Source organism: Micromonospora sp. MP36 (genome assembly GCF_008119785.1).
Lineage (GTDB): Bacteria > Actinomycetota > Actinomycetes > Mycobacteriales > Micromonosporaceae > Micromonospora.
Genome location: NZ_VSFA01000106.1, coordinates 1 through 22,180 on the forward strand (window position 1 = coordinate 1; position 22,180 = coordinate 22,180).

22 protein-coding genes are annotated in these 22,180 nt (G+C 66.9%); 7 read left to right on the plus strand and 15 right to left on the minus strand.

Annotated features, from left to right (window positions below; translation table 11 throughout):
* Positions 1-66: 66 nt before the first annotated feature.
* The 10 genes from FXF52_RS34745 to FXF52_RS34790 all read right to left on the minus strand — a co-directional run bounded on the left by FXF52_RS34745 (position 67) and on the right by FXF52_RS34790 (position 11,338).
* A complete protein-coding gene (locus tag FXF52_RS34745; protein WP_187413899.1) occupies positions 67-555 on the minus strand; it encodes a hypothetical protein in 489 nt (162 codons plus the stop codon).
* 156 nt (positions 556-711) lie between these two features.
* The gene (locus FXF52_RS34750) at positions 712-1,851 is read right to left on the minus strand and encodes a hypothetical protein (RefSeq protein ID WP_148803660.1); all 1,140 of its coding nucleotides are present in this window, start codon (positions 1,849-1,851) and stop codon (positions 712-714) included.
* A 233-nt stretch (positions 1,852-2,084) separates the two neighbouring features.
* Complete coding sequence (locus tag FXF52_RS34755; protein ID WP_148803662.1) at positions 2,085-3,143, minus strand: hypothetical protein; 1,059 nt, start codon at positions 3,141-3,143, stop codon at positions 2,085-2,087.
* 85 nt (positions 3,144-3,228) lie between these two features.
* Positions 3,229-3,879: a GNAT family N-acetyltransferase gene (locus FXF52_RS34760; RefSeq protein ID WP_148803664.1), complete on the minus strand. Its 651-nt coding sequence runs from the start codon at positions 3,877-3,879 to the stop codon at positions 3,229-3,231.
* Between the two features lie 23 nt (positions 3,880-3,902).
* Positions 3,903-4,577: a GPP34 family phosphoprotein gene (locus tag FXF52_RS34765; RefSeq protein WP_148803666.1), complete on the minus strand. Its 675-nt coding sequence runs from the start codon at positions 4,575-4,577 to the stop codon at positions 3,903-3,905.
* Positions 4,578-4,587: 10 nt separating this feature from the next.
* Positions 4,588-5,598 carry an acetamidase/formamidase family protein gene (locus tag FXF52_RS34770; RefSeq protein WP_370518065.1) on the minus strand — a complete coding sequence of 337 codons (1,011 nt, stop codon included), beginning with the start codon at positions 5,596-5,598 and terminating at the stop codon, positions 4,588-4,590.
* Positions 5,598-7,004 carry an APC family permease gene (locus tag FXF52_RS34775; RefSeq protein ID WP_148803669.1) on the minus strand — a complete coding sequence of 469 codons (1,407 nt, stop codon included), beginning with the start codon at positions 7,002-7,004 and terminating at the stop codon, positions 5,598-5,600. The genes FXF52_RS34770 and FXF52_RS34775 overlap by 1 nt, the downstream gene beginning before the upstream one ends.
* 614 nt (positions 7,005-7,618) lie before the next feature.
* On the minus strand, positions 7,619-8,512 hold the full coding sequence (ribD, locus tag FXF52_RS34780) for a bifunctional diaminohydroxyphosphoribosylaminopyrimidine deaminase/5-amino-6-(5-phosphoribosylamino)uracil reductase RibD (RefSeq protein ID WP_148803672.1): 894 nt from the start codon (positions 8,510-8,512) through the stop codon (positions 7,619-7,621).
* Positions 8,512-9,663, minus strand: coding sequence for a hypothetical protein (locus FXF52_RS34785; RefSeq protein ID WP_148803674.1), 1,152 nt, complete (start codon positions 9,661-9,663; stop codon positions 8,512-8,514). The genes ribD and FXF52_RS34785 overlap by 1 nt, the downstream gene beginning before the upstream one ends.
* Before the next feature lie 1,072 nt (positions 9,664-10,735).
* Positions 10,736-11,338: a dihydrofolate reductase family protein gene (locus tag FXF52_RS34790; protein ID WP_148803676.1), complete on the minus strand. Its 603-nt coding sequence runs from the start codon at positions 11,336-11,338 to the stop codon at positions 10,736-10,738.
* Positions 11,339-12,183: 845 nt separating this feature from the next.
* Here FXF52_RS34790 and FXF52_RS34795 point away from each other — a divergent pair.
* Both FXF52_RS34795 and FXF52_RS34800 read left to right on the plus strand, forming a co-directional pair.
* Positions 12,184-12,945, plus strand: a complete 762-nt coding sequence (locus FXF52_RS34795; RefSeq protein WP_148803678.1) for a hypothetical protein — start codon at positions 12,184-12,186, stop codon at positions 12,943-12,945.
* A gap of 146 nt (positions 12,946-13,091) precedes the next feature.
* Complete coding sequence (locus FXF52_RS34800; RefSeq protein ID WP_148803680.1) at positions 13,092-13,349, plus strand: hypothetical protein; 258 nt, start codon at positions 13,092-13,094, stop codon at positions 13,347-13,349.
* On the opposite strand, the gene FXF52_RS43520 is transcribed toward FXF52_RS34800, so the two are convergent.
* Positions 13,337-13,468, minus strand: a complete 132-nt coding sequence (locus FXF52_RS43520) for a hypothetical protein (RefSeq protein ID WP_255472694.1) — start codon at positions 13,466-13,468, stop codon at positions 13,337-13,339. The two genes, FXF52_RS34800 and FXF52_RS43520, sit on opposite strands and share 13 nt — an antisense overlap.
* 75 nt (positions 13,469-13,543) lie before the next feature.
* Here FXF52_RS43520 and FXF52_RS34805 point away from each other — a divergent pair, with 75 nt between their 5' ends.
* Positions 13,544-13,795, plus strand: a complete 252-nt coding sequence (locus tag FXF52_RS34805) for a hypothetical protein (RefSeq protein ID WP_255472695.1) — start codon at positions 13,544-13,546, stop codon at positions 13,793-13,795.
* An 81-nt stretch (positions 13,796-13,876) separates the two neighbouring features.
* Entirely contained in the window at positions 13,877-14,272 is a 396-nt protein-coding gene (locus tag FXF52_RS34810) for a hypothetical protein (protein ID WP_148803682.1), read from the plus strand.
* A 152-nt stretch (positions 14,273-14,424) separates the two neighbouring features.
* On the opposite strand, the gene FXF52_RS34815 is transcribed toward FXF52_RS34810, so the two are convergent.
* Positions 14,425-15,885 carry a site-specific integrase gene (locus FXF52_RS34815; RefSeq protein ID WP_148803684.1) on the minus strand — a complete coding sequence of 487 codons (1,461 nt, stop codon included), beginning with the start codon at positions 15,883-15,885 and terminating at the stop codon, positions 14,425-14,427.
* Between the two features lie 301 nt (positions 15,886-16,186).
* Here FXF52_RS34815 and FXF52_RS34820 point away from each other — a divergent pair, with 301 nt between their 5' ends.
* Positions 16,187-16,702, plus strand: a complete 516-nt coding sequence (locus FXF52_RS34820; RefSeq protein ID WP_148803686.1) for a hypothetical protein — start codon at positions 16,187-16,189, stop codon at positions 16,700-16,702.
* Positions 16,703-16,857: 155 nt separating this feature from the next.
* Positions 16,858-17,202, plus strand: a complete 345-nt coding sequence (locus FXF52_RS34825; RefSeq protein ID WP_148803688.1) for a hypothetical protein — start codon at positions 16,858-16,860, stop codon at positions 17,200-17,202.
* A gap of 131 nt (positions 17,203-17,333) precedes the next feature.
* Here the strand turns inward: FXF52_RS34825 and FXF52_RS34830 are convergent, their stop codons facing one another.
* The gene (locus FXF52_RS34830; protein WP_222870841.1) at positions 17,334-17,837 is read right to left on the minus strand and encodes a hypothetical protein; all 504 of its coding nucleotides are present in this window, start codon (positions 17,835-17,837) and stop codon (positions 17,334-17,336) included.
* An 819-nt stretch (positions 17,838-18,656) separates the two neighbouring features.
* Positions 18,657-19,532, minus strand: a complete 876-nt coding sequence (locus tag FXF52_RS34835; RefSeq protein WP_222870842.1) for an IS5 family transposase — start codon at positions 19,530-19,532, stop codon at positions 18,657-18,659.
* A 397-nt stretch (positions 19,533-19,929) separates the two neighbouring features.
* Between FXF52_RS34835 and FXF52_RS34840 the strand changes: the two genes are divergently transcribed.
* Positions 19,930-21,093: a hypothetical protein gene (locus tag FXF52_RS34840; RefSeq protein WP_148803691.1), complete on the plus strand. Its 1,164-nt coding sequence runs from the start codon at positions 19,930-19,932 to the stop codon at positions 21,091-21,093.
* Positions 21,094-21,314: 221 nt separating this feature from the next.
* Here FXF52_RS34840 and FXF52_RS34850 read toward each other — a convergent pair whose 3' ends face one another.
* Positions 21,315-21,650 carry a hypothetical protein gene (locus FXF52_RS34850; protein WP_148803695.1) on the minus strand — a complete coding sequence of 112 codons (336 nt, stop codon included), beginning with the start codon at positions 21,648-21,650 and terminating at the stop codon, positions 21,315-21,317.
* Positions 21,651-22,180: the final 530 nt, after the last annotated feature.

Consider the following 22,180-nt stretch of genomic DNA (forward strand, 5'->3'; position numbering starts at 1 on the left):
GCCGGGCCGACGTCCTGTTCGCCATGCTCCGCGACGGAACCTTCTACGAACCGCGAACAGCGATGGTCACCTGACCGGCGGCCCCGCCATCACAACAACGCGATCCGCGCCGACGTCGAAGCCGAGCACCGGATGGCTCCCATCGCCGCCCTCGGAATCCATCAGCACGGCCTTGCCCAGGCACCTTCCGATCGCCATCAGGAAACCGCAGAAAACATCGAGCCGCTCCTGCCCCTGGAGCTCCCGCAGATCGACATCGAAGTCGATCTCATTCGCCGCGCAGAACCGGAAGATCGCCAGGACATCCGCCGACGGCCAGACCCGCAGTTCCGGGCACTCGGCGCCAGCCGGGCGGGACAACACGGCCGCCGCCGCGGGCAGCGGCAGCACCGCCGCGCCCTCGGAGTACTGGAACGTCCAACCCTGAGCGGCGACGAGATCGAGGACCGACTGCCAGTCCTCCACCGAGGCGCCAGGCACCCAGACGTCCGGCAACGACCCCATCACCCCAGGATCGAAGAACCACCTGACGTCATCCCACAGTAGATCAGGCACCACGCCATCCTGCCCTCCCCACAACCCCGACGCCGACCCGATTCCTTGACGAAACCCATAGGGGCACCCCCCGCCGGATCCGTCGAGATGAGTGCGCCCTTTGAACGTGGCAAGGTTCATGACACAAGTAAGACGACAAATATTTGAGATATCTGTCTACTTTTCGTCAAGTAGATCAAATCTGAGTCCGAGTATGATCTCGGCGAGATCGACGCCTTCCTTTTCGCTGTACGATGCCAAGTCGCTGATCATGAACCCATAGTCACGGGCGCCACGCGTCGCGACGACAGGCTCTGTTCCTAGGTATTCGTCAATCTCCAAACGAGCGAACTTCCTCTTCTCAAGCTCGGCACAGAGGGAGCGCACATCTTTGGGATCGAGGCGCATCGCACGCTCAAGTTCGCCTACAGCCAGCTCGTGCGTTCGCGACCATTCGTCATACTCGCCCCGCTTCATGACGGTGACTAGGACTTGGCGCGCCGACCTAGTCAGGGGGCGAAGTCGGGCCTCAGTGGACGCGATCTCAGCAGATATTTGCTCGAAATCTTCTTCGTCATAGTCCCACGCCTTGCGAAATCGCTCGTACCTGCCTGTGCTGATGACCCGCTGGTCTTCCGTCCAGTCTCGGACCGAATCCAAAATGGCCAACGCAGGATTTGCGAATATTGCTTCGTGGTGCGCCTTGACTCTCTGCAATTCCCTGACAGTCCATACGTGCGACTGCTGGTCTATCTCTTCATGATGATTGGCACAAACTAGGATCAAATTGCTTTCGAGTCGACGCTCCTCATTCGACATGTTCGCATTGAAACGAGGACCTCCGGGACTTGCCGCCTCTATGTGAGCAATTTTTCCAATGAAGGTTCCCTGTACGTCGAGTAGGAGATTTTGACAACTCGGGAGAGCGCAGAGGTTTCCGGATTTGAGATACAGGTTCCGAACCGTAGCCGGGGTGGGTGGAAGCCTCTCCGGCTTCTCTCGAGCGCTGCTCATGCCCTTCATAGTACTGGGTGACAAAAACAAGCTCCATGCATCGGGAGGGATTCTGCCCTTGACCAGCTGCGCAGTTACCACCGCGTCGAAGTAAATGACCTTGTTGGTGGGATGCTCGGCAAGCAGCGTAGCGAGATCGAACGAGCCCAAGGCGGATTCAGGCAATGGTGTGCCGACCGTCGGCCCGAGGCCGTGCGACTTCGATTCGCTCCAGCTCAACCGGCGCCGGATCAAGCCGAGCGGCGAAAGCCACAGTTCGCCGTGGACCCAGTCAAGCCAGCCGGTTGTGCAGCTCCTGCTCAAGCACTGCGCCAAGTCAGCGACGAAGGAGATGGTAGGGGTCCAAGATCTCTTGAAGATTGGAGATTGCGCCGGTGGCGTCGTGTCATGGCTGCTGACCGTGCGGTCCGTAGCCAGGCGTCACGAGCAGCCGCCGGTTCAGGAGCGGCATGCCAGGACCTCTGATTGGGCTGGGGCAAGCAGGTAGCGACGGCGTCAGCGCCGACGTCCACGGCCCGTTGGCCGGGTTTGGGTGATCAGGTGTCCTGATGATGGTGGCCTTTGGTGGCGCAGTCGTTCCAGATGCGGGTCAGGTGTTGGGTCATGCGGGCGGTGGCCGGGTGGTCGGGGTGGTGGCGGCGGTGAGTGGTGATGGTGTCGGCGAGGAGGGTGCGGGCGGCTTGGCAGTGTCCGAGGTCGTGGAGGACGAGGGCGGTGGCGGCGTGGGTGGCGAGGGTTCGCTGGGCGTGCGGGCCGTTGGTGGTGACGAGATGTTCGCCGAGTTGCCGGTAGAGGTGGTAGGCCCGTTGGTGATGTCCCGCCCGCCGGTGGGCGACGGCGTGGAGGCGGAGGGCCTGGAGGCTACGCGAGTGGGTGGGGCTGTGGAGTTGGACGGTGCTGCGGTGGGCGTAGGTGGCCCAAGCGATGGCGTCGGACGGGTAGCCGAGCCGGAGTTGCAGTTCGGCCAGCAGGGCGGCGGCGTCGGCGAATAGAGGGTGTGCGGGCGCGGTGGCGGGGTCGGTGCCGGTGAGGCTGTCGTGCAGGAGTCGCAGGGCGCGTAGTGGATCGTCGAGGGCCAGGTGACGGGCGCTGGCGACAGCTTGTGCGCGTTTGGTGTCGACGCCGGGGCCGGTTAGGGGTGCGGCGCGCCAGGTGAGCCTGATGTCGGCGGAGGTGGTGCCGATGGTGATGCGGGCGAGGACGCGGTGGGCGTGGGTGGCGGCGAGGTGTGGAGGTGTCGGCGTGCTGGTGGCGGGGATGATCCGCGGCGTGTGCCGCAGGATCGCCCTGCCGATGGTGTCGGCGATGGCCGCGGCGTCGAGGGGTCGGGGCCGGCAGCTCGCCTGGCACTGGTAGCCCTGCCGGGAGTCCTGCAGCTCGGCGTGGGTCATTGGTTGGTGGCAGAACGTGCAGTGCAGCAGCCCTGCCGGTAGGTACGTTTCCCACGAGTTGGCGGCTGGCCTGTCTGGCTGGGGTGGGGCGGTGGCTTTGGTGACCCATTTCTGCACGAGGCGTGGGTCGAGGTTCAGTTGGCGGGCGACGGTGGTGACCGCGCCGTATGCCTTGACGGTGCGGGCATCCGCGACGCGCTGCACGACAGCGTCGATCAGGTCTGGTGGGTATCTGCGAGGAAAGGCCATGAGATGCGATGCCGGTTCAGGGTGTCGAGGGCCGGTGCGGCTACGGGTGCAGGTCCTGCCAGCGGTTGTCGACCGGGTGGGTGGGGTTGATCGGCATGGCGCTGCCGCGGCGGGAGTTGCGGCGCATCGGGTTCAGGGTCGGCCCGTCGGGCAGGGTGATCGGGGGTCGGGGTGTGTAGCCGTAGCGGACGTACAGGCGCTCGCAGCCTGAGGGGACGGTGGTCCACGCGGGCAGGTCTATCCGGTTGAGGCGGCTCCGATGATGGGCCAGCAGCGCGGTGCCATGGCCGGCCTTCTGGGCGTCGGGGCGGACCGCGAGGAAGGCAAGGTGGTAGTGCGGTTCGGTGGGCTGTTTCGTAGATAACAGGCTGTCCAGCAGGTCGAACCGGTCGGCGTGGTCGCCGGCGGCGTCGGTGAGGCGGATGCGGTAGTTGGCTGGTGGTGGGATGGGCCGGTAGCGGTGGAAACCGACGGTGGCGGCGGCATTGTCATCGGTGAGGTGGATGTCGCCGAAGAACATCGCGTGTTCCACCCAGATCCCGACGACCCCGGTCAGCACCTGGCGCCGCTGATCGGGGTCGGGCACCAGCCACGCGGCGAGCGGACTGGGATACAGGGCGTCGGCGATCAGCGCGGCGACCAGGTCCTTGTCCGTCCAGCGGGCGGGGCGGATACGCAACGGATCCTCCATCAGATAGGTACCTCGGCGGGTGGTCATTGATAGGCGGCGGTGGCAAGGTCACCGACGGCGGCGTCGACGGCGGCGGTGATGTCCCGCACCGACCGGTGATGCTGCTCGGCAATCGTCTTCAGGCGTGCGATGAGGGTGGTGGTGTCGTCGTCGAGGTAGAGGTGCTCGGTGAGGCCGAGGGTGGCGACCAGGCCGGCGAGGGCGGCGGTGTGGTTGTCGGGTTGGTCGCGGCCGGTGGCGAGGTACCGCAGGCGGGCGCGGGCGACGACGGCCCATTTGGTGTCGGTGGCGAGGTAGATGTCGGTGCGGGCGAGACCTGCGAGGCGTCGACGGGTGCTGTGGCGGAGGATGCCGGCGGCGACGAGTCCGGCGCGGGTGCGCTCGTACAGGTCGGGAGAGAAGCCGCGCAGGAACGCCTTCACCGGTGGTGCGGCGCGGCCGTGGCGGATGGCGGCGATGGCGGTGTCGGCGATCAGGTCCCCGACCGACTGATCGGTGTGCAGGCGCAGCCACCGCTCGCCGGCCGGACGGTCGTCGTGAGGGTCGAGGACCACCCGACCGGCCAGGAACAGGTCGATCAGGACCGCGCCGGCCAGGCCGAGCGCCAGGGCTTGTCGGTGGATGTGCGGGTGGCCGCTGTCGTCGTTGTGGCCGAGCAGGAACAGCTCGTCCCGCAGCGGCAGTCGAGGAAGACTCATCGCCGCCGCCCTACCGCAGCCCGGCCGCGGACTGCCGCAGTCGGCCGTGCACCCCGCCGTAGGCGGGTTCGGGCGCGGGAAGCAGGGCCTTGTCGACTGCGGCGAGGACGGTGTAGTTGGGGTCGCACACGTTGCCGATCGGTGCCCGCCCCACCTGAGAGATGAGCTGGTAGGCGTCCAGCATCTCCAGCCCGGTCAGGGATCCCACCCAGCCGACGAGGTCGTGGTGGGCGATCCGGTAGGCGTCCTCCAGGGGACGGGCGCACCCGATCGACATGATCGACGTGTCGGTTTCCAGGCGCGGCCATACGGTCGGCGCGCCCTTGATCACTTCGATGGCGAGGGTTGTGGTGGTGGCGATCTCGACACCGACGCCGCAGGCTTCGCCTTCGCCTTGGCGGGCGTGGCCGTCGCCGAGGGCGAGCATCGCCCCGTGCACCTTGACGCCGAGGTAGAGGGTGGCGCCGGCGCGCAGTTGCGGGGTGTCGAGGTTCCCGCCGTGGGTGTCGGGGACGATGGTGGAGCGGGCTTCGAACCCGCCGGGGGCGACCCCGATCGTGCCGATCATCGCCTCCAGGGGCAGGTCGATGGTGTGGTCGGTTTCGGTGGCCTGGAACCGCACCGTGCCCGCCTGCCGGTCGACGCCGTACACCCACACCCGTTCTTCGAGCGGTGGCTGCAGGGTGGCGGTGTGGGAGGTCGAGGTGAGCGCGCCGAAGTGCGGGAATGTCGAGGACACACCCCAGTCCCGGGCCGGGATGATCGAGGCGAGGTGGATGGCGAGGGTGTCGCCGGGCTCGGCGTCCTCGACGAAGAACGGCCCGGACACGGGGTTGAGGTAGGGCATGCGGCACACCTGCGACGGCAGATCCGCAGGCCCCCGCACGAGCCCGCCGAAGCAGTCCTCGGTGAAGACCTCGAGTACGTCGCCGGAGCGCAGGTGAGCGACCGGCATCCGCCCACCGAAGGTGTAGGCGAGTTCGTCTCGCGCCGGGTGGTAGGTGACCTTGTCCATGGCCATCACACCCGCTCCACGTCACGCTGCTGCGGCGTGGCGGGCGCGAGCCCGGAGAGCACCGGTCGGCGTCCCGACAGATACAGGCCGGCAAGAATCAGGACGCCGAGGGCGAGCCAGGCCAGGCCCAAGCGCTGGGCGGCGATGTTGGCGTTGACCACCACGTAGGCCAAGATCGCGAACCCGACCGCGGGCATCACCAGATGCGCCCACCAGTTCCCGCTACGGCAGCGGATGAGGTGGTGCACGACCACGGAGACGTGCAGGACCAGGAAGGCGACCATCGCCCCGAAGTTGATCAACGACGACAACAACGTGATTCCATCCGCACGGGTGGCCATGTACAGGCCGATGGCGAGGGACACGACGCCGGTGAGCAGGGTGGCGTTGATCGGCACGCTACGGCGGATCGACACCTTCGCCAGAAACGCGGGCAACTGCCGGTCCCGGGCCATCGCGTACAACAGCCGGCTGGTGGCGACCTGGGCGACCATCGAGTTCGGCAACCCCCACGCCACCGCCGTGGCCACCGCACACACCGTCGCCAGCCAACCTCCGCCGGCGACGTGGGCGGCGTCGTAGAAGGCGGTCCCGTTCGGGTCCCCGTTGGTCAACAGCCCGGACGGGTTGGGGACGAGCATCGCCGCGAGCCACGTCTGGGCGATGAACAGCACCCCCGCCAGCACGAGAACGGCCGCCATGGCGCGGCCGATCTGCCGGGAACCACCCTTGGCCTCCTCGGCGAGCATGCTGATGCCGTCGAAACCCAGGAAGGACAGCACGGCGATCGACACCGCGCCCGCGACGACCGACCAGCTGAAGGTGTCCGGGTTGTAGAAAGCCTCCCAGCTGAACCGACCCTTCCCGGAGGCGAGGGCCCAGCCGGCGACGGCGATGAAGATCGCCAGGACGATCAGCTCGCCGACCAGCATGACCCGGGTGACCACCGCGGTCATGCGGATCCCGACCGAGTTGACGACGGTGTTGACCGCGACAAACCCGAGCAGCCACAGCCACACCGGCACCGCGGGCACGGTCGCGTGCATCGCCACCGACGCCACCAAATACAACAGCCCGGGTACGAGGACGTAGTCGAGCAGGATCACCCAGCCGGCGAGGAACCCGACCGGCGGGCTGATGCCTCGGCCCGCGTAGTTGTAGACGCTGCCCGACATCGGAAAGGCTCGCACCATCTGCGCGTACGAGAACGCGGTGAACACCAACGCCACCACACCGATCGCGTACGCCAGGGCTACCATCCCACCGGAGCCTGCGTAGACGCTGCCGAAGATCGCCATCGGCGCGATCGGCACCATGTAGACGAGGCCATAGGCCAACAGGTCCCGCAATCGGAGCTGCCGGCTCAACTCCTGTCGGTAGCCGTAGCGGGCCAGCTCATCCTGGTCATACATCTTGAGAGCCTTCCTCATAGGGTCACGGCGAACCGGGCGCTAGTCGGGAGTCGAGGTCGAGGTCGCTCCATCGCCACACCGGCCCGACACCCTGCGGTTTTCTGCCTTGCAGGGTTGCCATGGCGCCCTGCTGGTCGCCGTGCAGCGACCGATGCCAATTAACGATCACCGGAATAGGCGCGCAAAGGAATGCCGACCTACGGTCCGACCTTGCAGTCCTACCTGTGGTCCGATTTGCCGTCGGCCGGCCGTGGAGCAATCCACTGCGCACTACTGGCCCGGGAGGCAGTTGTGCCATCGATTGGATATGGGCCGGGTTAGAGGCTGTCAGTGACGGCCCGTTTATCCGGATTCCATGCAAGCGACATGAGGCGATCGCGGGCCGGCGCGACAGACGGATGGACGCCGGCTGGCGGACGCGTTGTCAACGTGACGCCGCTCGGTCGTTTGGTTGGGTAGGCCGACGCGTACCCGCACCCGCAGCTTCCGGACCGCCATTGCTGGCGGCCGTCGTAACCCAACTAGATGCCGCCGGCCAGGGACGACCGCTCGGTCAGTTGACAACCGTTGCTCGTTGTCGCTGTATCGATAGCCCGAGGTGGCGTCTTGTGAACCTATGCCTGCCCACGAACGGGTTGCCGGAAGCGGCTAGCCAGAAAGCCGCTCCTGGCCGACACGTCAACGAGCCTGAACCCGGCTGGTGCAAGGTGCGGGGGGACGGCTGCGAGTGCTCTCGAAGGATCTGTTCTCCGCACGGCGACCACGACTTCATCGACGATAGCGAGGTCGCCATGAAGCGCCTCTGCGTGGCCGGACCCTACGAGTAGGACGCTCCGTGCGCCTGCTGCATAACTGTCGGCAAGCCAATGCAGCAGACCGGCATCGGCATCGGCCTGGCCTGGTAGCGAGAAGTGCTCGGCGGCGTGGCCACCGACGACACCCTCCTCGACCACTTTGTTCGCGACCACAAGATCTGCCCTGTAACGCAGGTCGAGCAGGAGTTGTTCGTCCAATCCCTGGTCGCCGTCGCCGTTCGAGGCGTACGCCCATGTGAGGTGCGGCCTGCGTCGCAGGGTTGCAGTAAGCCAAGGTCCGAGAACAGCAAGCGTTTCCTCGTGGAGGACGTCGGTCTCGACCTCGACGCCGGCGGCGGCGAGCATTGCGGCGCCCCCGTCACCCCGCGAGGTCGGGTCGATGACGCTGATGACGACCCGCGTGATGCCAGCGTCGATTAACTCCTGTCGGCAGGCAGGCGTGACGCCGACGTGATTGCACGGTTCGAGCGTGACGACGGCGGTGCCGCCGCGTGCTGCGGTGCCAGCCGCCGCAAGGGCGTGCACCTCTGCGTGCGCCTCTCCCTTTCGCCGGTGGAAGCCCGCGCCCACAACCGTTCCGTGGCGGTCGATGATGACACATCCGACGGGTGGATTGGGGCTTGTGGTTCCCAGTCCGAGAGACGACAGCGTGATGGCTTGTCGCATCGCGGCGAGTTCGACTTCCGATGCCATCAGGTGGTCTCCGTAAGATCATCGAGGAACGCGCGGACGTCGGCGAGCTGGCGGTGTCCGTCGACCGCTGCGCCTACTTGTGCGAGCTGCTGCAGGATTCGACGCGAGCCTGCCCGGCGAGCAATCGGTAGCGCCGCGCGTGCGGTGGTAGCAGCCAGATCGGGCTGGCTGGCCGCCAGGTGCGCTGCGGCTTTGCTGACGAGTGCTGAGGTGAAGTCCTGGCGATGCAGCCGCGGGATCGAGGAGAGTGCCTCTTCGAGCACGGTGATGGCCTCGTTTGGTCGCTGCGCAAGCTGGAGACAAGTTCCTCGATAGACCTCGATATAGCCACTCGTGCAGTATGAGCCGTGCTCACCTTCCGGCTTGCCCGGGTGGCGGTCTGCCGCCCAGCGATGCGCGTCGTCGAGCAGCCGCATGGCTTGGCGGTGTTCACCATCAGCAGCAAGCGCGTGTGCGTGCTGGACGCGAAGAGCCGATCGCATCGGTCCTGGCAACCGCCCGTCGTGAACCATTGCGGCTTCGGCCTGTTCAACGGCACGGCGAGGATTTCCGACGATTAGCCAGTGCTGGCTGTAGCGATATGCCGCCCATGCCGTCATGGTTGGATCCGCGATCTGGTTCGCCCAGACGAGTGCCTTTTCGGTCCAGTGTTGGCCTGCGGCATGCTCGTTGAGCGACTGATTCAACCACGCTGCGGACTCGGCGTACTGCGCGGCAAGGCGAACGAGGGCGGGCCGGAACGCGTTGGATACGTCGCTGAGGAGCTGCTCGAGCAGCATCAACTGCCTCGTCACGCCGATTAGCGCGTATTCCGGCCCGAATAGCTTGTCATTCTGAACAAGCAGGTGCCACTGTCCTCGCAGCTGGTAGATCGTCTCGTCCCAGCTGCCCGGCGATGGCTGCACGGCGCTGCCGTGGGTAGCCCGATAGGTTGCAGTGCGTCGCGGACTGTAGAGACCGAGATCGGTGTCGTTAGAAGCGCCCAAGACTTTGCGGAGGGCGGCACGGCGCGCCTCGCTGGGCCAGCGGTGTTCACCGCGCTCAAGCTTGCCGATCCATCGGAAGTCGACGTAGTGAGCGGTGAGATCCTGGCCGGGATAGAGCCGATCAAGAGCAGCGTTAACGGCGTCGGCCAACTCGCTGCGGGACATGCACTGACCCGGACGCCTCGGTGACGGCAGACCCTGACGAGCACGGGCCAGCGCCGCATTCGGCCTGATCAAAGTATCCGGATGGCGAGGCACTGTATCCCCCCTCGGCCAGTTGCGAAGCCTCGGCGAACCCTGTCGACCGGCCGACGGATCGTCCCGCAGGCGGACTACGGCCGGACAGCGAATTGTCCGGCCGCGTCGGCCCACTGGCAAGCAGCGGCACAGCGCTGACGCAGCTGAACTAGAAATCCTTGAAGTCCAGCGCGGCCAAAAATGACCGAGAGCGGCACAAGCTGGTCCTCTCCCAGCGACAGGTCCCGCCCGACCTCCGATGACTCTCGCGTACGGCCGTCACACAGGCAACGCTAGTCGACGTTTATCGACGCCGGAGTGCAGCCCGTGCTCCACGGTGAACGCTGTCGCCGGCAACTGCCTCCATGGGCGCTTCGGGATGGTTGGCGTCACCCCGAACAGTCTCGCCGCGCAGGGGTGGCGGAAGAGACGCGTGGCTTTGCCCGCCGCGAGTGCGTCGGACGCGGCCTGGTCAGCCTGCCCTGCTTAAGGAGCCTCTTGTGACTGTAACGGCGGGAACCGGACCATCGCTCATCCACATGGGACGGCCGCGATCCATGGCCAAGCCCCTCGCCGGGCGGGACGACCGGCCCCCTGACGCTGCCGGAGGCCCCGTGACCGTCGAGTCGACCACCCGCACACCGCCGCCCCGCTGGCCGGTCAACGCCAGCCGGCCGGCACCTGCCGGCTGGAACCAGCCCACTCACCCCATGCCGCCAGTACCCGAGCGGCGACGCGACTGGTTGCCGTACGCGGCTTTGGCTGGGTCGGCCGTGATGATCGGATGCTTTGCCACGGTCGTGGCTGTCCTGCCTCGATAGCCAGCCCCGCCCCAAGCGAAACGCGAGCGCCCCCACCTGCCTTGGTGGGGGCGCTTCGTCTCCATCGGGTGGCAGGCGGTGCCGACGGCTGTGGTCGGGAGCGGGCGTCCTTGTAGCGCTGTCGGCCGGATGGGTGGCGAGGAGTGAGGGTTGCGCGGGGGCTTGCCAGACCAGCGGGGTCAGCCCGCCTTGCGTACGCGGTAGGCGAGGTGGGTGACGCCGTTGCCCTCGACGACCTTCGTGGGCCCGTCCAGTTGGACGGGTGTGATCTTCAGGCCGGCGAAGAAGGGGATGCCGTCGCCGAGCAGGACGGGGACGAGGTCGATGTGGACCTCGTCGAGCAGGCCGGCTTCGAGGACCTGCGCGGTGATGGTGCCGCCGTTGACGCCGACCTGCTTGTCGCCGGCGATGGCCTTGGCGGTGTCGATCGCGTGCTCGATGCCGTCGGTGACGAACACGAACGAGTCGCTCTCCCGCTCCCACCCGTCGGGGACGGTGTGGGTGACGACGACCACGGGCACGTCCATGGGGTGCCGGCCGCCCCAGCCGTGGGTCATGTCGAACAGCCGCCGTCCGACCACCAGCGCCCCGGTCCGCTCGGTCAGGTCGCGCAGGTGCTTGGCGCTCGCCGCCGAGGTGCGCAGCGTCATGCCCGGCGTGGCCGTCGGCGTCTCCACGTCGCCGTTGTTGTACCACTGGAAGAGGTATTCGAACCCACCGTGCGCCGCGTCGGCGATGTAGCCGTCCAACGACATCGTCGCCCCGGTCGTAACCTTCGTCATCGATCCACTCCTTGCTTTGCGTCGGCCCGCCGGTGACCCGGCCGGCCCGTCTCTGCCCAGGGGTCGAACCTGGCGACGCCAAGTTCGACATCGGCGGCCGGAATTTTTTCGACAGACCTTCTCCATCTGCACGGCCGGGCTTTCGGGCTAAGGAGAGGTGCGCAAGGATCACGCCAGGGTTGGCCTCCGAGCGTGCAGAGCTGCAGTCCGAACTCTGGCCCAAGCCCGCTGGTCCTGCGGACAGCGACTCGTCTTGTCGCAACTACTTTCCGTGAGGCTTTTAGGAAGATCATCATTGCAATGTGCAACTTGCATGATCGCAGAATCGCTAGCGCCAAACCTGCTTAAATGTGTATAAAAGCGGGCATAAGGACGCGAGAAAATGTCCTGACTGGCCAATCACTCTTTGCACGCCCTTGTCGTTTCACATTAAGCGGGCGACGACAGCCCGTGCAGAAAGGGGCGGCACCCTGCCTGATCCGCGAGTGCCGCCCCTGGCCTGCGCCCAGCCTCAGCGGAGGGAGAGACGCAAGACGATGAGACTAACGACCGTTTGGAGATCCGGTAGTTCCCCGGACGGGAATTCCAGCGATTCGGCTCGCCGCAAACCGACGATCGGTGAGCTGGCCGCGCTCATCGCGGCCCTTGCTACGGCCGTCACCGCGATCACCGGGCTGATCAGCTCGTGCGGTAGCTAACCCCGCCATGTGGCCAGCCGCCCGCCGAGGGCCAAGCGGCGGGCGGCTGGCCATGGCGAGACAGCGCACGAGGACGGGCCGACTCGGGGATCCGTAGGCAGGTACTGTGCAGGCGCTTGTCCGAAGCCGAGGACCCGGAGGCGCGACGTGGGCGCGAAGACAGCCCTGCTGGCATTCGCCGACGGAGATATCCGCGCCGCGTTGCGTGGCGCCACCCGCGCGGAGCGAGCCGAGACCGAGGCGCTGGTGCGCCAGGTCCACCCCGGCTACGACGTCGAGCCCGCCGACGACGGCACACTGTTCGAGGACACCTACCCGCCAGATGACATCACATACGCCATGAAGCTTGCCGGGGTGGAGCTGTACTGCGACCAGCGGCTCGTCCTCGGCCACACGTCTGAGCTGCCAGAACACCTTCGCCAAGCGGGAGCGGGCAGACGGATTATCATGCACGCGATGCACTCGGCCGTGGACGCGCTTGCCTTCGCGGTCTGGGAAGACGGCGAACTCATCAGATCACTGAGCCTGTCACCCGACAGCGGCATCCAGGAGAACATCGGCACGCCGTACGACTTCGAGCTGCCCTACTGGGCGGGCGAACACCCCGTCAAACCCATACCAGGCTGGCCCAACCAAGGCCCATACCCACTGCCGTTCCATCCCCTCAAGCTCGGCGAGGAAGCCTTGCGCGCCCTGTTCGGCTTCGTCATTGAGGGACGCCCCGAGCCGGACGACGTCGACACCGAAGCCGTTCACCTGCACGGCTTCCGCGTGACCGACCCCTCCGGCGCCGAACAGGCCGCGCGGGAAGCCCTGTACGCGAAGGCGCTACGGGCCATGGGCCCACCGCGGACGTTCCGGATGGGACCAGACGGGACGATGCGCGAGGTGAGCCCCGGCAGCTATTAATCCCCTGCCCTTCGGTCGGCGAAGTGCCACGCAGGGTTCGGCGACACGGACCTTCTCTGCGCGACGACGGCCGGCAAAGGGTATGGGTACGGGCCCAATTGGCGGAACACGCCTGGCGCCGCCGGGTCTCGGCCGATGATCCAAGCATGTGGGCGAAGATCGACGTACCGTGCGTCGGCGGGCCGGTGGATGGCCGCTCCGTCCTGGTGCCGGTCGACGAGGACGGCGTGCCCCCTGCAACTATCGATCAGACCTGGTTGTGGATCGAGTACGGTGGCGAACTGCTCGACGCGGACATCAACGGCGTGTACGCGCTGGAGTCGATCGCCGGCGGCGGCCCGCCGTGGGTATACGTCTGGAGCAGCGCCCTCCCGGATCAGCAGGCAACCGATCAGCGGCGATAGCTGATTTCCAGTATGTCCAACCGCGGCACCGCGAAAGTGGCCACGACCCGCACCCCGCGCGGCTGCCCCGCCCGGGTCGCATACAACGCCGCAGGCTCGCCCTGGCCGTGGTCGTGCATGCCGTTTCCTCTACGGCTTCCGTCTTCCTCACGTACACCGCCACCCCATGTTCCGAACACTTGTACGATCGCCGGGTGGGGAAAGAGCTGGTGACGCGCTGGTGGAACAACAGCTGGGGGCGGCTGACCCGGCGTGACGTGTGGCTCGCCCGCGAGGTCCGCTGGCACGTCATCGCCAGGGCAGGCGACTCGGAGACGGGCAAGGTGCTGCGGTGGGAGTTCGACACCGAGCAGGAGGCCCGGCAGATGGTGCGACGCCTCGTGCACGCCGATGGGGGCCAGTGGCGGGAGATGAACGGCGACGCGGCCACGCAGCCACCCAGGTGAGCCGGCCAACCCGAACCGGGCGTGGGACAGCGCTAGCTGAGTTGATCTCGATTCTCATGATCGCCGGTATACGATCCGCCGGTGAATCGGTCCCTCGCCGCGATTCTGCTGGGCGCCACCCTTCTTCTCGCCGGTTGCAGTGACGACAAGCCGGAGGCAAGCCGGCCCAGCCCCGACCAGTACAGCCGCGGTGGTTGTGCTTTGCTGGCGCAACGGCTGGAGAAGAATGACCATGGCTGGATCCTGAACGGAAGCGTCGGAGGCCGGGCCGCCCGTTCGACGGACCCCGCTGTGAGCGCCGCCGGCCGGGAGTTGGTGTTGGCCGTGAAGGACGCTGGCGACTTGGACGTCAGCAGCCACGGCAAGGCGGACATGACGCAGGCCGAGGCCCGGATCGCTGACGCTCAGCAGAAGCTGATGACGGCTTGCCGTGAGCTCCTAGGCGAACCACCCTGGTCCGACCGCCCTGACGCCTGACCGACCCTGTGCCGCCCCGGCACCTCACGATGCCGAGCTAGAGGCCGTCGACTGCAGAACTAGGCCGCTCATTCGGCGCTGCTGCCAGGTCAGCGGCAGGCGCAGCGATAGCCCTCCACCTCCGAACCGAAGCTTGGCCCCCAGGTCACCATCTATGCGCTCTTTCGCCGCCTGCGGTGGATCTTGTCAGCGACGGCGTCCGCGGCCTGGTGCAGTAGTTCCTTAGTGACGCTTTGGTAGGTGTCGCGGGTCAGAGTGGTGGTGGAGTGGCCGAGTTGCTCGGAAACGACTTTGACGTCGACTCCGGCGCTGAGAGCGATCGTGGCGGCGCTGTGGCGTAGGTCGTGCAGGCGGATCGGCGGCAGTCCGGCTTGGCGTACGAGTCGGCGGAACCGTTGGGTGACGGCGTTGGGGTGCCATGCGTGGCCGTCGGGGCGGACGAAGAACAACCCGGTGTGTGGCCAGGAGTCGCCTGCGGCGAGGCGCCACTGGGCGCGGCGTGCCCGGTAGGCGGTGAGGACTTTGGTGGTTTCGGCGTCGAGGGCGAGGTCGCGGTTGCCGGCCTTGCTCTTGGGCTTCTTCTGCACCGCCTGGTAGCCGTGGGTGGCGATCTGGCTGTTGATCGTCGTCTCGCGTTGGTCGAGGCGCACCTCCGCGTCGAGAAGCCCGCACGCCTCACCGCGGCGCGGACCGCGGTAGGCCATGTAGTGCCACATCGGGTGCAGGTCCGGGGCGTGTTCCTTGGCGTAGTCGAGGAACTCCACGACCTGCTCGTCGGTCCACACCATGACCGGTCCGGGGACCTTGCCGGTCTCCTTCCACCGCTTCACGCGTTCGGCCTCCCACACGATCGGCACCGGCCGGTCACCGGGGGTCTTGACCAGCGCCGCGGGGTTCGACCCGACGATCAACTCCTCGGCCAGGGCGTCGTTGAGGGCTTTGCGCAGGCAGGCGCGGATCCGCTGTCGCGTCGAGGGGCCGGTCGGCCGGACCCCGGCGACCGTCGCGCGGACGGCGGGGTCGGGGCTGGATTTGGCGGCGAGGATGTCGGCGTTGCGGCGTTCGATCGCCGTGAACATGGCCTTGATGTGACCGGTGCGCAGCTTGTCCAACGGGATCTCGCCGAGGTGCGGCACGAGGTGGACCCGCACGATCGACTCGTAGCCGCGCACCGTGTTCGCGTCGACGGTCAACTCGGTCAACCATCGGGTGAGGTACTCGCCGATGGTGGGCATGTCGGCCAAGGGTCCGTCGCCGCGCAGCCGCTGCCGGATTCGATCCACCTCCGGCAGAGGCTGTCCGCCGCGCACGGCGGCCTGCAACAGGTCCGCGATCTCGACCCGGCGCCGCCGATCGCGTCCGGCAAGGGCCAGCAGTGCGCGGGCCTGGTCCACCTCGGCGGTGGCCGCCTGGTGGCTGGGCAGGCCAGCGCGGCGCAACTGCCGTCGACGCCCGTCGGGGGTTGGGGGTAGTTCGAGTTGGTAGGCCCACTGGCCGTGGGCGGAGTTCCAGGCCCGGTTGGGGCGGCGCAGTTTCGGGCAGGTGTTGCCCAGCGGCTTGCCCGTCTCGGGATCCCGGCAGCCGCATCGCTTGAAAACACTTCCGTTCGGCATTTGTGCGGTGACTCCTGAATCGTGGGGTGTGCATCGGTTTGGTCGATCGACATCCACGCGTGACCCGCCGCCACGATCAAGTCAGGCCGATGTCCGGATTGGGCCCGTTTCGTCGACGCCCGGGATGTCTTGCCGAGGCTCGTGGGAGAGTTCCTGCACCTGATTCACGCTGTGACCGGTCCTCGGTCGGCAGTCGTGGTGTCCGCGACCCGAGATCACCTATACCGCCGCCAGTCGACGACGACGGCATCACATTCGGGCTGGTTCCGACGGGACAGCAGGCATTGGCCATAATTCGGAAATGGAGATCATCCCCGGGGTCGGCGTTGAAGCCGTGAAGATCGGTGACCAACGCGGGGAAGTGGAGCGGAGGCTGGGGCCTTCGGTCCACGCTGGCAATCACACGCGGGCCGTCTATGACTCGGTGGACCCGATGCTCGTCGTCACATACGACCGAGACGACGTCGTTGAACTGGTCGAAGTCAGCTATGGAATGGACGACCAAGTCTTCTTCGACGGGGTGCAGTTGACCTACCGGTTCATGGACGAGGTAATGATCGACTTGGCCGCCAAGGGGCACCTCGGCACCCCGTCCGACATTGGGTTTGACCTGCAAGCCGGATTTGCGATCTTCTCAATGGCATCGCTATCGGCTCAAGAACTGGACCCAGGTGCGCCGGAGGATGACCCGCGCCGCATCGTCGAGGGCGTGTCGATCGCGCCCTACTCCTACTTCACCGACGACCAGCCGCCGTTGAACGGGACCGCCGAGGAACTCGAAGCCTGGTTACGGCAGCGGGGGGTGCCCCTGGGTTAATGCCGCGTGCCGGCGGAGAAGCAAGTCCCATCCGTACAGCCAAACCCGCCCAAAGGATCAAGACGGCCCGCAAAGCGGGCCGCGTCGGCCCGACCGGAGACCACCTGCCCTGTATCGTGCGCCCCTCGGGCAAGAGCTGACTGCGTGGAGGAACCGTGGGATACGAGCTACACATCAGCCGAGCCGAGGAGTACTACGACAGCGACAAGCACCCCATCGCCCTGGACGAGTGGCTGACCTACGCGGAGAGCGGCCCCACGCTCCGGGTAGGCGGATGGCTCGGCTGGGACGAGGATCGCCAACCCATCTACGAGCAAACCTGTACCGACGGAAGCGTGGTCTCGCTGGCCTGGTTCGAAGGTGCTATCGAGATCAAGGGCCACTTCGACGGCGACGCCTACCGGGAGTTCGGAATCATCGCAGAGGACTTGCAGGCCAACCTTCAAGGCGACCACGGCGAGCGGTACACGACGAGCGGTGCACTTCCTCCCACCCGTTAGACGTGGGGCTCCGCCCACACCCCGGCCTTCCCTCAGAGACCCGCGAAGCCGGAGCGGCCGACTCTCCTCGCTCAGGCATCACGAGGGCTACGCGAGGACCCCGGCGCGTCACGGGGCCGCTTCGCGGTCGCCTATGGCGCGGCGATCGCCTGGGCTGCGGCGTGCCGTACTGCCGGCTCGGGGTGATTGAGGAACGCCTGGATGGTGTAGCGCGCGTCGGGGTCATCGGTGGCGGCGAGGATGTCGAGGGCGTACTCGGCGAGCAGGTTCGGTGGCATCGCCGGCAGCCGTTGCTGAAGGGGATGGAACAGCCGCAGCGGCAGCTCGTAGTGATCGAATGCCTCGGCTATGGCATGGAGCGCGGACTCCTGAACGGCCGCGTCCGGATCGTTGACAGCTGCGGACTCCTGAACGGCCGCGTCCGGATCGTTGACAGCTGCGGCGACAAGCGCGGTCACCGCAGTTTCGGCGTCGACGTGGTCGAGCGCGCCGGTGCGCAGCAGGTCGCCGAGGGCTTCGACGGCGAGGTCGCGCTGCCGTGCGTCGTGGTGGGTGAGCGCCGGAGAGGCAAACATTGCTGGCCCGTGGAGCAGAGTTTGGTCAATAAATGCCCAAACCTGGCTAGCAACCGCCATCAACCGTTCCCTGGTGAAGCACGGCGTTGTCGGCCGAGTACACGACTATGGCTCTTGCGCCGGGGAGCTCATCTCTCGCCCAGACCCGGATGTTGCGGCACATCCAGTCACCCGAGGCTTGCCCCGGTTTGTCGTTGTCCACGGGCAGGAAGGCACGGACGACGCCGTCTGTGTCGCTTACTGATGTGGGATCCACCCACGACGGGGGGCACGGCTCACTAACGCCTCCGCAAATGTATATCTTCAGAGACTCGCGCAACTCTCGATTGCTCGGCATGCTCGGGGCACTGCTCTTGGATGGCTCGTCGGCTACAGCAGTGGATGTCAGCTTCGAATCGACGGGAGCTGGGGAAGGCGATTGCGTATGCGGGCTTTGGGACTCGGTCGCTGCTTCTTCGGGGGATGCCTGCGGTTGCGGATCCTCAAGGGCGGGTCCCACCACTGCCACAACAAAGGCAAGGGCTGCACCGACGAGCAGGGTCTTGCCGCGCCAATCCAGTTCCTTCCACCAGGCTGCAAGCGCGCGATGGAACTGAGCGGCGGGGGGACGGTTGCTGCCTGGCTCGCTTGGTCCAGCGACCATTCGGCTTCACCTTCGCCTTTACAGCACCTACCAAGACTTCTTTCCCGGTAGCATTCAACCACTCTCGAGCTGGTGCCGAAAGCCTGAGCTGACTGGGCAGTGTCGGCGACTCGAGTGACAACGGGCTCCCATGAGGATGTCGCCTTCCGTCTGCTGCCGGCGGTGGGCAGCTGGCAAGGCGGGAGTGAAGCAGCGAGAAGCCTCAACCGTGGCTAAGAGCCTGGTAAATAAGGGTTTCAGGTGTGTTGGTGGCGGGCGAGGCGGCGGGTCATGACGATGATCATGGCCCATTGGACCATCGCGGCGTGGTGCTCGGGTAGCCGTTCGTAGTCTCGGACGGTGCGTCGGCACCGGTTGATCCACGAGAACGTGCGCTCCGCGCACCACCTTCGGTGCAGCACGACGAACGTGGTCTGCCCGGCGAGCTTGGCAACGATCTGCACGGTCAGGGCGAGGCGGGCGGCGGCCCAGTCGACGAGTTTGCCGGCGTAGCCGCTGTCGGCCCAGGTCAGCCGGATGGTGGGGAAGCAGGCGCGTAGCGCCCATAGCAGGGGCCGGGCGGCGTCGCGGTCCTGGACGTTCGCGCCGGTGACCAGGATCGCGAGCAGTAGTCCGCAGGTGTCCACGGCGATGTGGCGTTTCCGGCCGTTGATCTTCTTGCCGGCGTCGTAGCCGCGGCTGGGTCGGCCGACGGTCTCCGCTGCCCGTACCGACTGGGAGTCGACCAGCGCGGCTGTCGGCTGCAGGTCACGACCCTCGACCTGTTCGCGGACCTGTTCCCGCAGGCTGTTGTGCATGCGGTTGAGGGTCCCGTCGCGGGTCCAGGTCGTGAAGTAGTGGTAGACGAGCTTGTGGTGCGGGAAGTCGGCAGGCAGCGCGTTCCACTGGCAGCCGGTGCGGTCGAGGTAGCGGATCGCGTCCACGATGTCGCGGCGGGGGTAGATGATCGGCCGGCCGCGTCCGGTCCCGGCCGGTACGTGCGGGGCCAGGACCTGCCATTCGGCGTCGGAGGTGTCGGACGGATAGTGCCGTGGCCGGGCGGTGGGCAGGTGATCGTCAACGGTAGCCGGGGTGGTGGATGCGGCGACGCCGGCGACAAGGTGTACAGACAGGGTTGGGCCTTCGGTCGTGCTGGTTTAGTCACCTTTGCTCGTATCCGAAGGCCCTTCCCCATGTCACGCCGCCACGCCGGCGCCGTCACCGTCGTCGATCTTCATCAGGACCGGCGGCCGCCCAAACCCCTTATTTACCAGGCTCTAAGGCCGGACGAGCGCGGACGGGTGTTGCCTTTGAGCTGAACGACGTGAGCGTTAGCGGACGCTGTGTCCAGCGCGGTGTCGAGCGAAGATGGCCTTGCACGACCGATCGCGTCGGCGGCCTGGGAGATTCGGTACCCGTCGTTGCTCGGCCTGGGGAGCAGCGCAGCTGGGCCAGGATCTTCCAGGTCGATGGATACGGCGGCGTTCTCGATCAGCCAGATGGTCGGGCCGTGGTGCTACTTTGCCGGCCGTGAGTGACTACCTGCGCGACGTCGACTGGGAATCGCTGCAAGGCCCGTACGGACCGGCCTCGGATGTGCCGAGGCTGTTGCAGACGCTTCGATCTCAGGACCCGGCGGCGCGGGGCGAGGCGGAAGAGCAGCTCGAAGACCATCTCCAGCATCAAGGCTTGGTGGAGGAGCCGGCGGCGGCCGCAGCGCCGTACCTGATCGATCTGCTTGCCGACCAGGAGGCACCGGATCGCTTGGTGGCTTACCGCCTCCTGCGGACGATCCTCGACTGTGTCGAGCTGCATGAATCGCCAAGGCCGGCGTCCGACGTTCCGAGTCTCAGCGAACTCGCGTCGCAGCGCTCGGACTGGTGGTTGTCCAGGTCGCCGGAGTGGCGCAAGCATGGCGGTTATCGACGCCCGGTCACTGATCCCTGCCACGCCGCAGCGTATGAGGCAGTGCGGGCCGGTGTCCCCACCTACCTGCAGGTCCTGCGCGATCCCGACCCGGACCTTCGTCTCGGGATGGCGTATCTGCTCGCCCCCTTCCCGCAGGAGTGGGCAACCATGTCACCCGTTCTGACTCAACGGCTGTCAGTAGAGGCGGACCCGGCCGTAGCCGCGGAGATGTGCATCGCGGCCGGACTCGCTGGCCAGCCCTCCGACGGCGCCATCGTGGATGCGGTACGCCGATGGCGTGGCAACTCCGACCGGATTCTTCACCGGGCGGCGCTGATCGGACTGGTGCGGCTCCTCCCGGCACCCGACACGGCGCTTCTGGCCGAGCTCAGCGACTGCCTGATGGAGCCGGTTCAGGATTGGGGTTCACCGGCCGGCGCGATGGCCAATGTCACCGCCTCGGCCCTCGGCGGTCTCACCGGCAACTCGGTGCCACAGCTCGCTGGTCTGCTGCTGGAGCGGATGCGGGTTCCGGACCCGCATCGGCCTGACTTCCTGGCGTTGCGGCTCCTGCTCGGCCTGACCTTTCCCGACGGTCCGCTTCCGGACGGCACCGCATTCGATGGTCTCTCACTTCTGCAGCAGGAGGTCGTTCGCGTCGTCATTCATGCCCGCCTGCTGAGGCAGGGCCCGATGATGCCGCGAGCCATCGGAGAGTGCAATCTCCCCTATACAGAGGAAGCTCTCGCGACGTGGTGTGCTGGACAGCCTCATAGGGCGAGCTGACCGCAGGGAGCGGTTGCAGCATCACCCGTCGAGGACGTCCCCGAGGCACTTGAGCGCTTCCCGCGTGGCCTTGGACGACACCTGCGTGTAGATCTCCATGGTCACGGCGAAGCGCCGCCGCCAGGCCGTCCGAGGGTGATCCGAGCACCTTGGTCGACGGCCCGCCGGATGCGGTCCTCGCCGGTCGGCATGAGACCTGCAGATGCGACCCAACCGGGGCGCTACGCGCGGTTGACCCAGCGATTACCGTCCCAGGCCCATTGCGGCTCTGAGCGTTTATCGCCGCCGACCACCAGCATGATCGCACCACCGCCAATCGAGATCGCCAAGACAACGAGGCCCAGAAACGAGCGCACGACCGACTGGCTCTTGCAGTCCTGCACTACGGCGGCGGTGAAGGTGTCATCGACTGACCCCGTGTCCGGCGCGACTAGCTGGATTACCGGCGGGGCACAACTTATCGAGGTACCCAACACGCTGACCTTGGCCGGCAGCAGAAACAAGACGATCCCGGCGATGATGCCGACGATCATCGTGAGCGCACCGGCGGTCTTCATGGTGCGCACGCTAGCAGCGGGCCTTCCTGCCTCAGATCAGCCTGTTGGCGGAGATAGCCACACGAACCGACACCCCGGTGACGGCCGGCTGCTGGCGATGTCTGGACGTCACGCCCGGCGCCCGGCGGCTGGCGCGAAGGGCGGGGAGCCCGGGGGGCCGCCGCAGCACGACAGCCCGTTGACCGGTGGGGTGGTGGGCCGGCCGCGCGGCCACGAGCCCGCCGGCGTAGGGGGAGCGCACGCCGGCCGCGTTGGCGAGCTGGCCGCGGTCGCGGGATTGCGGTCAGTGCGCCCTACCTCCGGCGGGGGCGCTCCGGCTCCAGGATGGCCGGGGCTCCACCGGCGGGTCACGGTCCGTGGATGGTTGCGGTGGGCCATCCCGCCTGCCGCCGACCCGGGCGAGCCGAGCAGACCACCGCCCGGCCCGCCAGCGTCCGTACGTGCGTCAAGGTCCGCTTGATGTGGCGGGGCGGGGGGCGGGCCGCCCCCAGAACGGGAGGGGACAAGTCCTCAATCCAGTCCTCCCGCGC

Excerpts from the sequence above, each read along its gene's own strand:
- FXF52_RS34760 (WP_148803664.1), bottom strand. The coding sequence starts at position 3,879 with ATGGAGGATCCGTTGCGTATCCGCCCCGCCCGCTGGACGGACAAGGAC.
- FXF52_RS34765 (WP_148803666.1), bottom strand. The coding sequence starts at position 4,577 with ATGAGTCTTCCTCGACTGCCGCTGCGGGACGAGCTGTTCCTGCTCGGC.
- FXF52_RS34770 (WP_370518065.1), bottom strand. The coding sequence starts at position 5,598 with ATGGCCATGGACAAGGTCACCTACCACCCGGCGCGAGACGAACTCGCC.
- FXF52_RS34775 (WP_148803669.1), bottom strand. The coding sequence starts at position 7,004 with ATGTATGACCAGGATGAGCTGGCCCGCTACGGCTACCGACAGGAGTTG.
- ribD (WP_148803672.1), bottom strand. The coding sequence starts at position 8,512 with ATGGCATCGGAAGTCGAACTCGCCGCGATGCGACAAGCCATCACGCTG.
- FXF52_RS34785 (WP_148803674.1), bottom strand. The coding sequence starts at position 9,663 with ATGTCCCGCAGCGAGTTGGCCGACGCCGTTAACGCTGCTCTTGATCGG.
- FXF52_RS34790 (WP_148803676.1), bottom strand. The coding sequence starts at position 11,338 with ATGACGAAGGTTACGACCGGGGCGACGATGTCGTTGGACGGCTACATC.
- FXF52_RS34800 (WP_148803680.1), top strand. The coding sequence starts at position 13,092 with ATGTGGGCGAAGATCGACGTACCGTGCGTCGGCGGGCCGGTGGATGGC.
- FXF52_RS43520 (WP_255472694.1), bottom strand. The coding sequence starts at position 13,468 with ATGCACGACCACGGCCAGGGCGAGCCTGCGGCGTTGTATGCGACCCGG.
- FXF52_RS34815 (WP_148803684.1), bottom strand. The coding sequence starts at position 15,885 with ATGCCGAACGGAAGTGTTTTCAAGCGATGCGGCTGCCGGGATCCCGAG.
- FXF52_RS34820 (WP_148803686.1), top strand. The coding sequence starts at position 16,187 with ATGGAGATCATCCCCGGGGTCGGCGTTGAAGCCGTGAAGATCGGTGAC.
- FXF52_RS34830 (WP_222870841.1), bottom strand. The coding sequence starts at position 17,837 with ATGGCGGTTGCTAGCCAGGTTTGGGCATTTATTGACCAAACTCTGCTC.
- FXF52_RS34850 (WP_148803695.1), bottom strand. The coding sequence starts at position 21,650 with ATGAAGACCGCCGGTGCGCTCACGATGATCGTCGGCATCATCGCCGGG.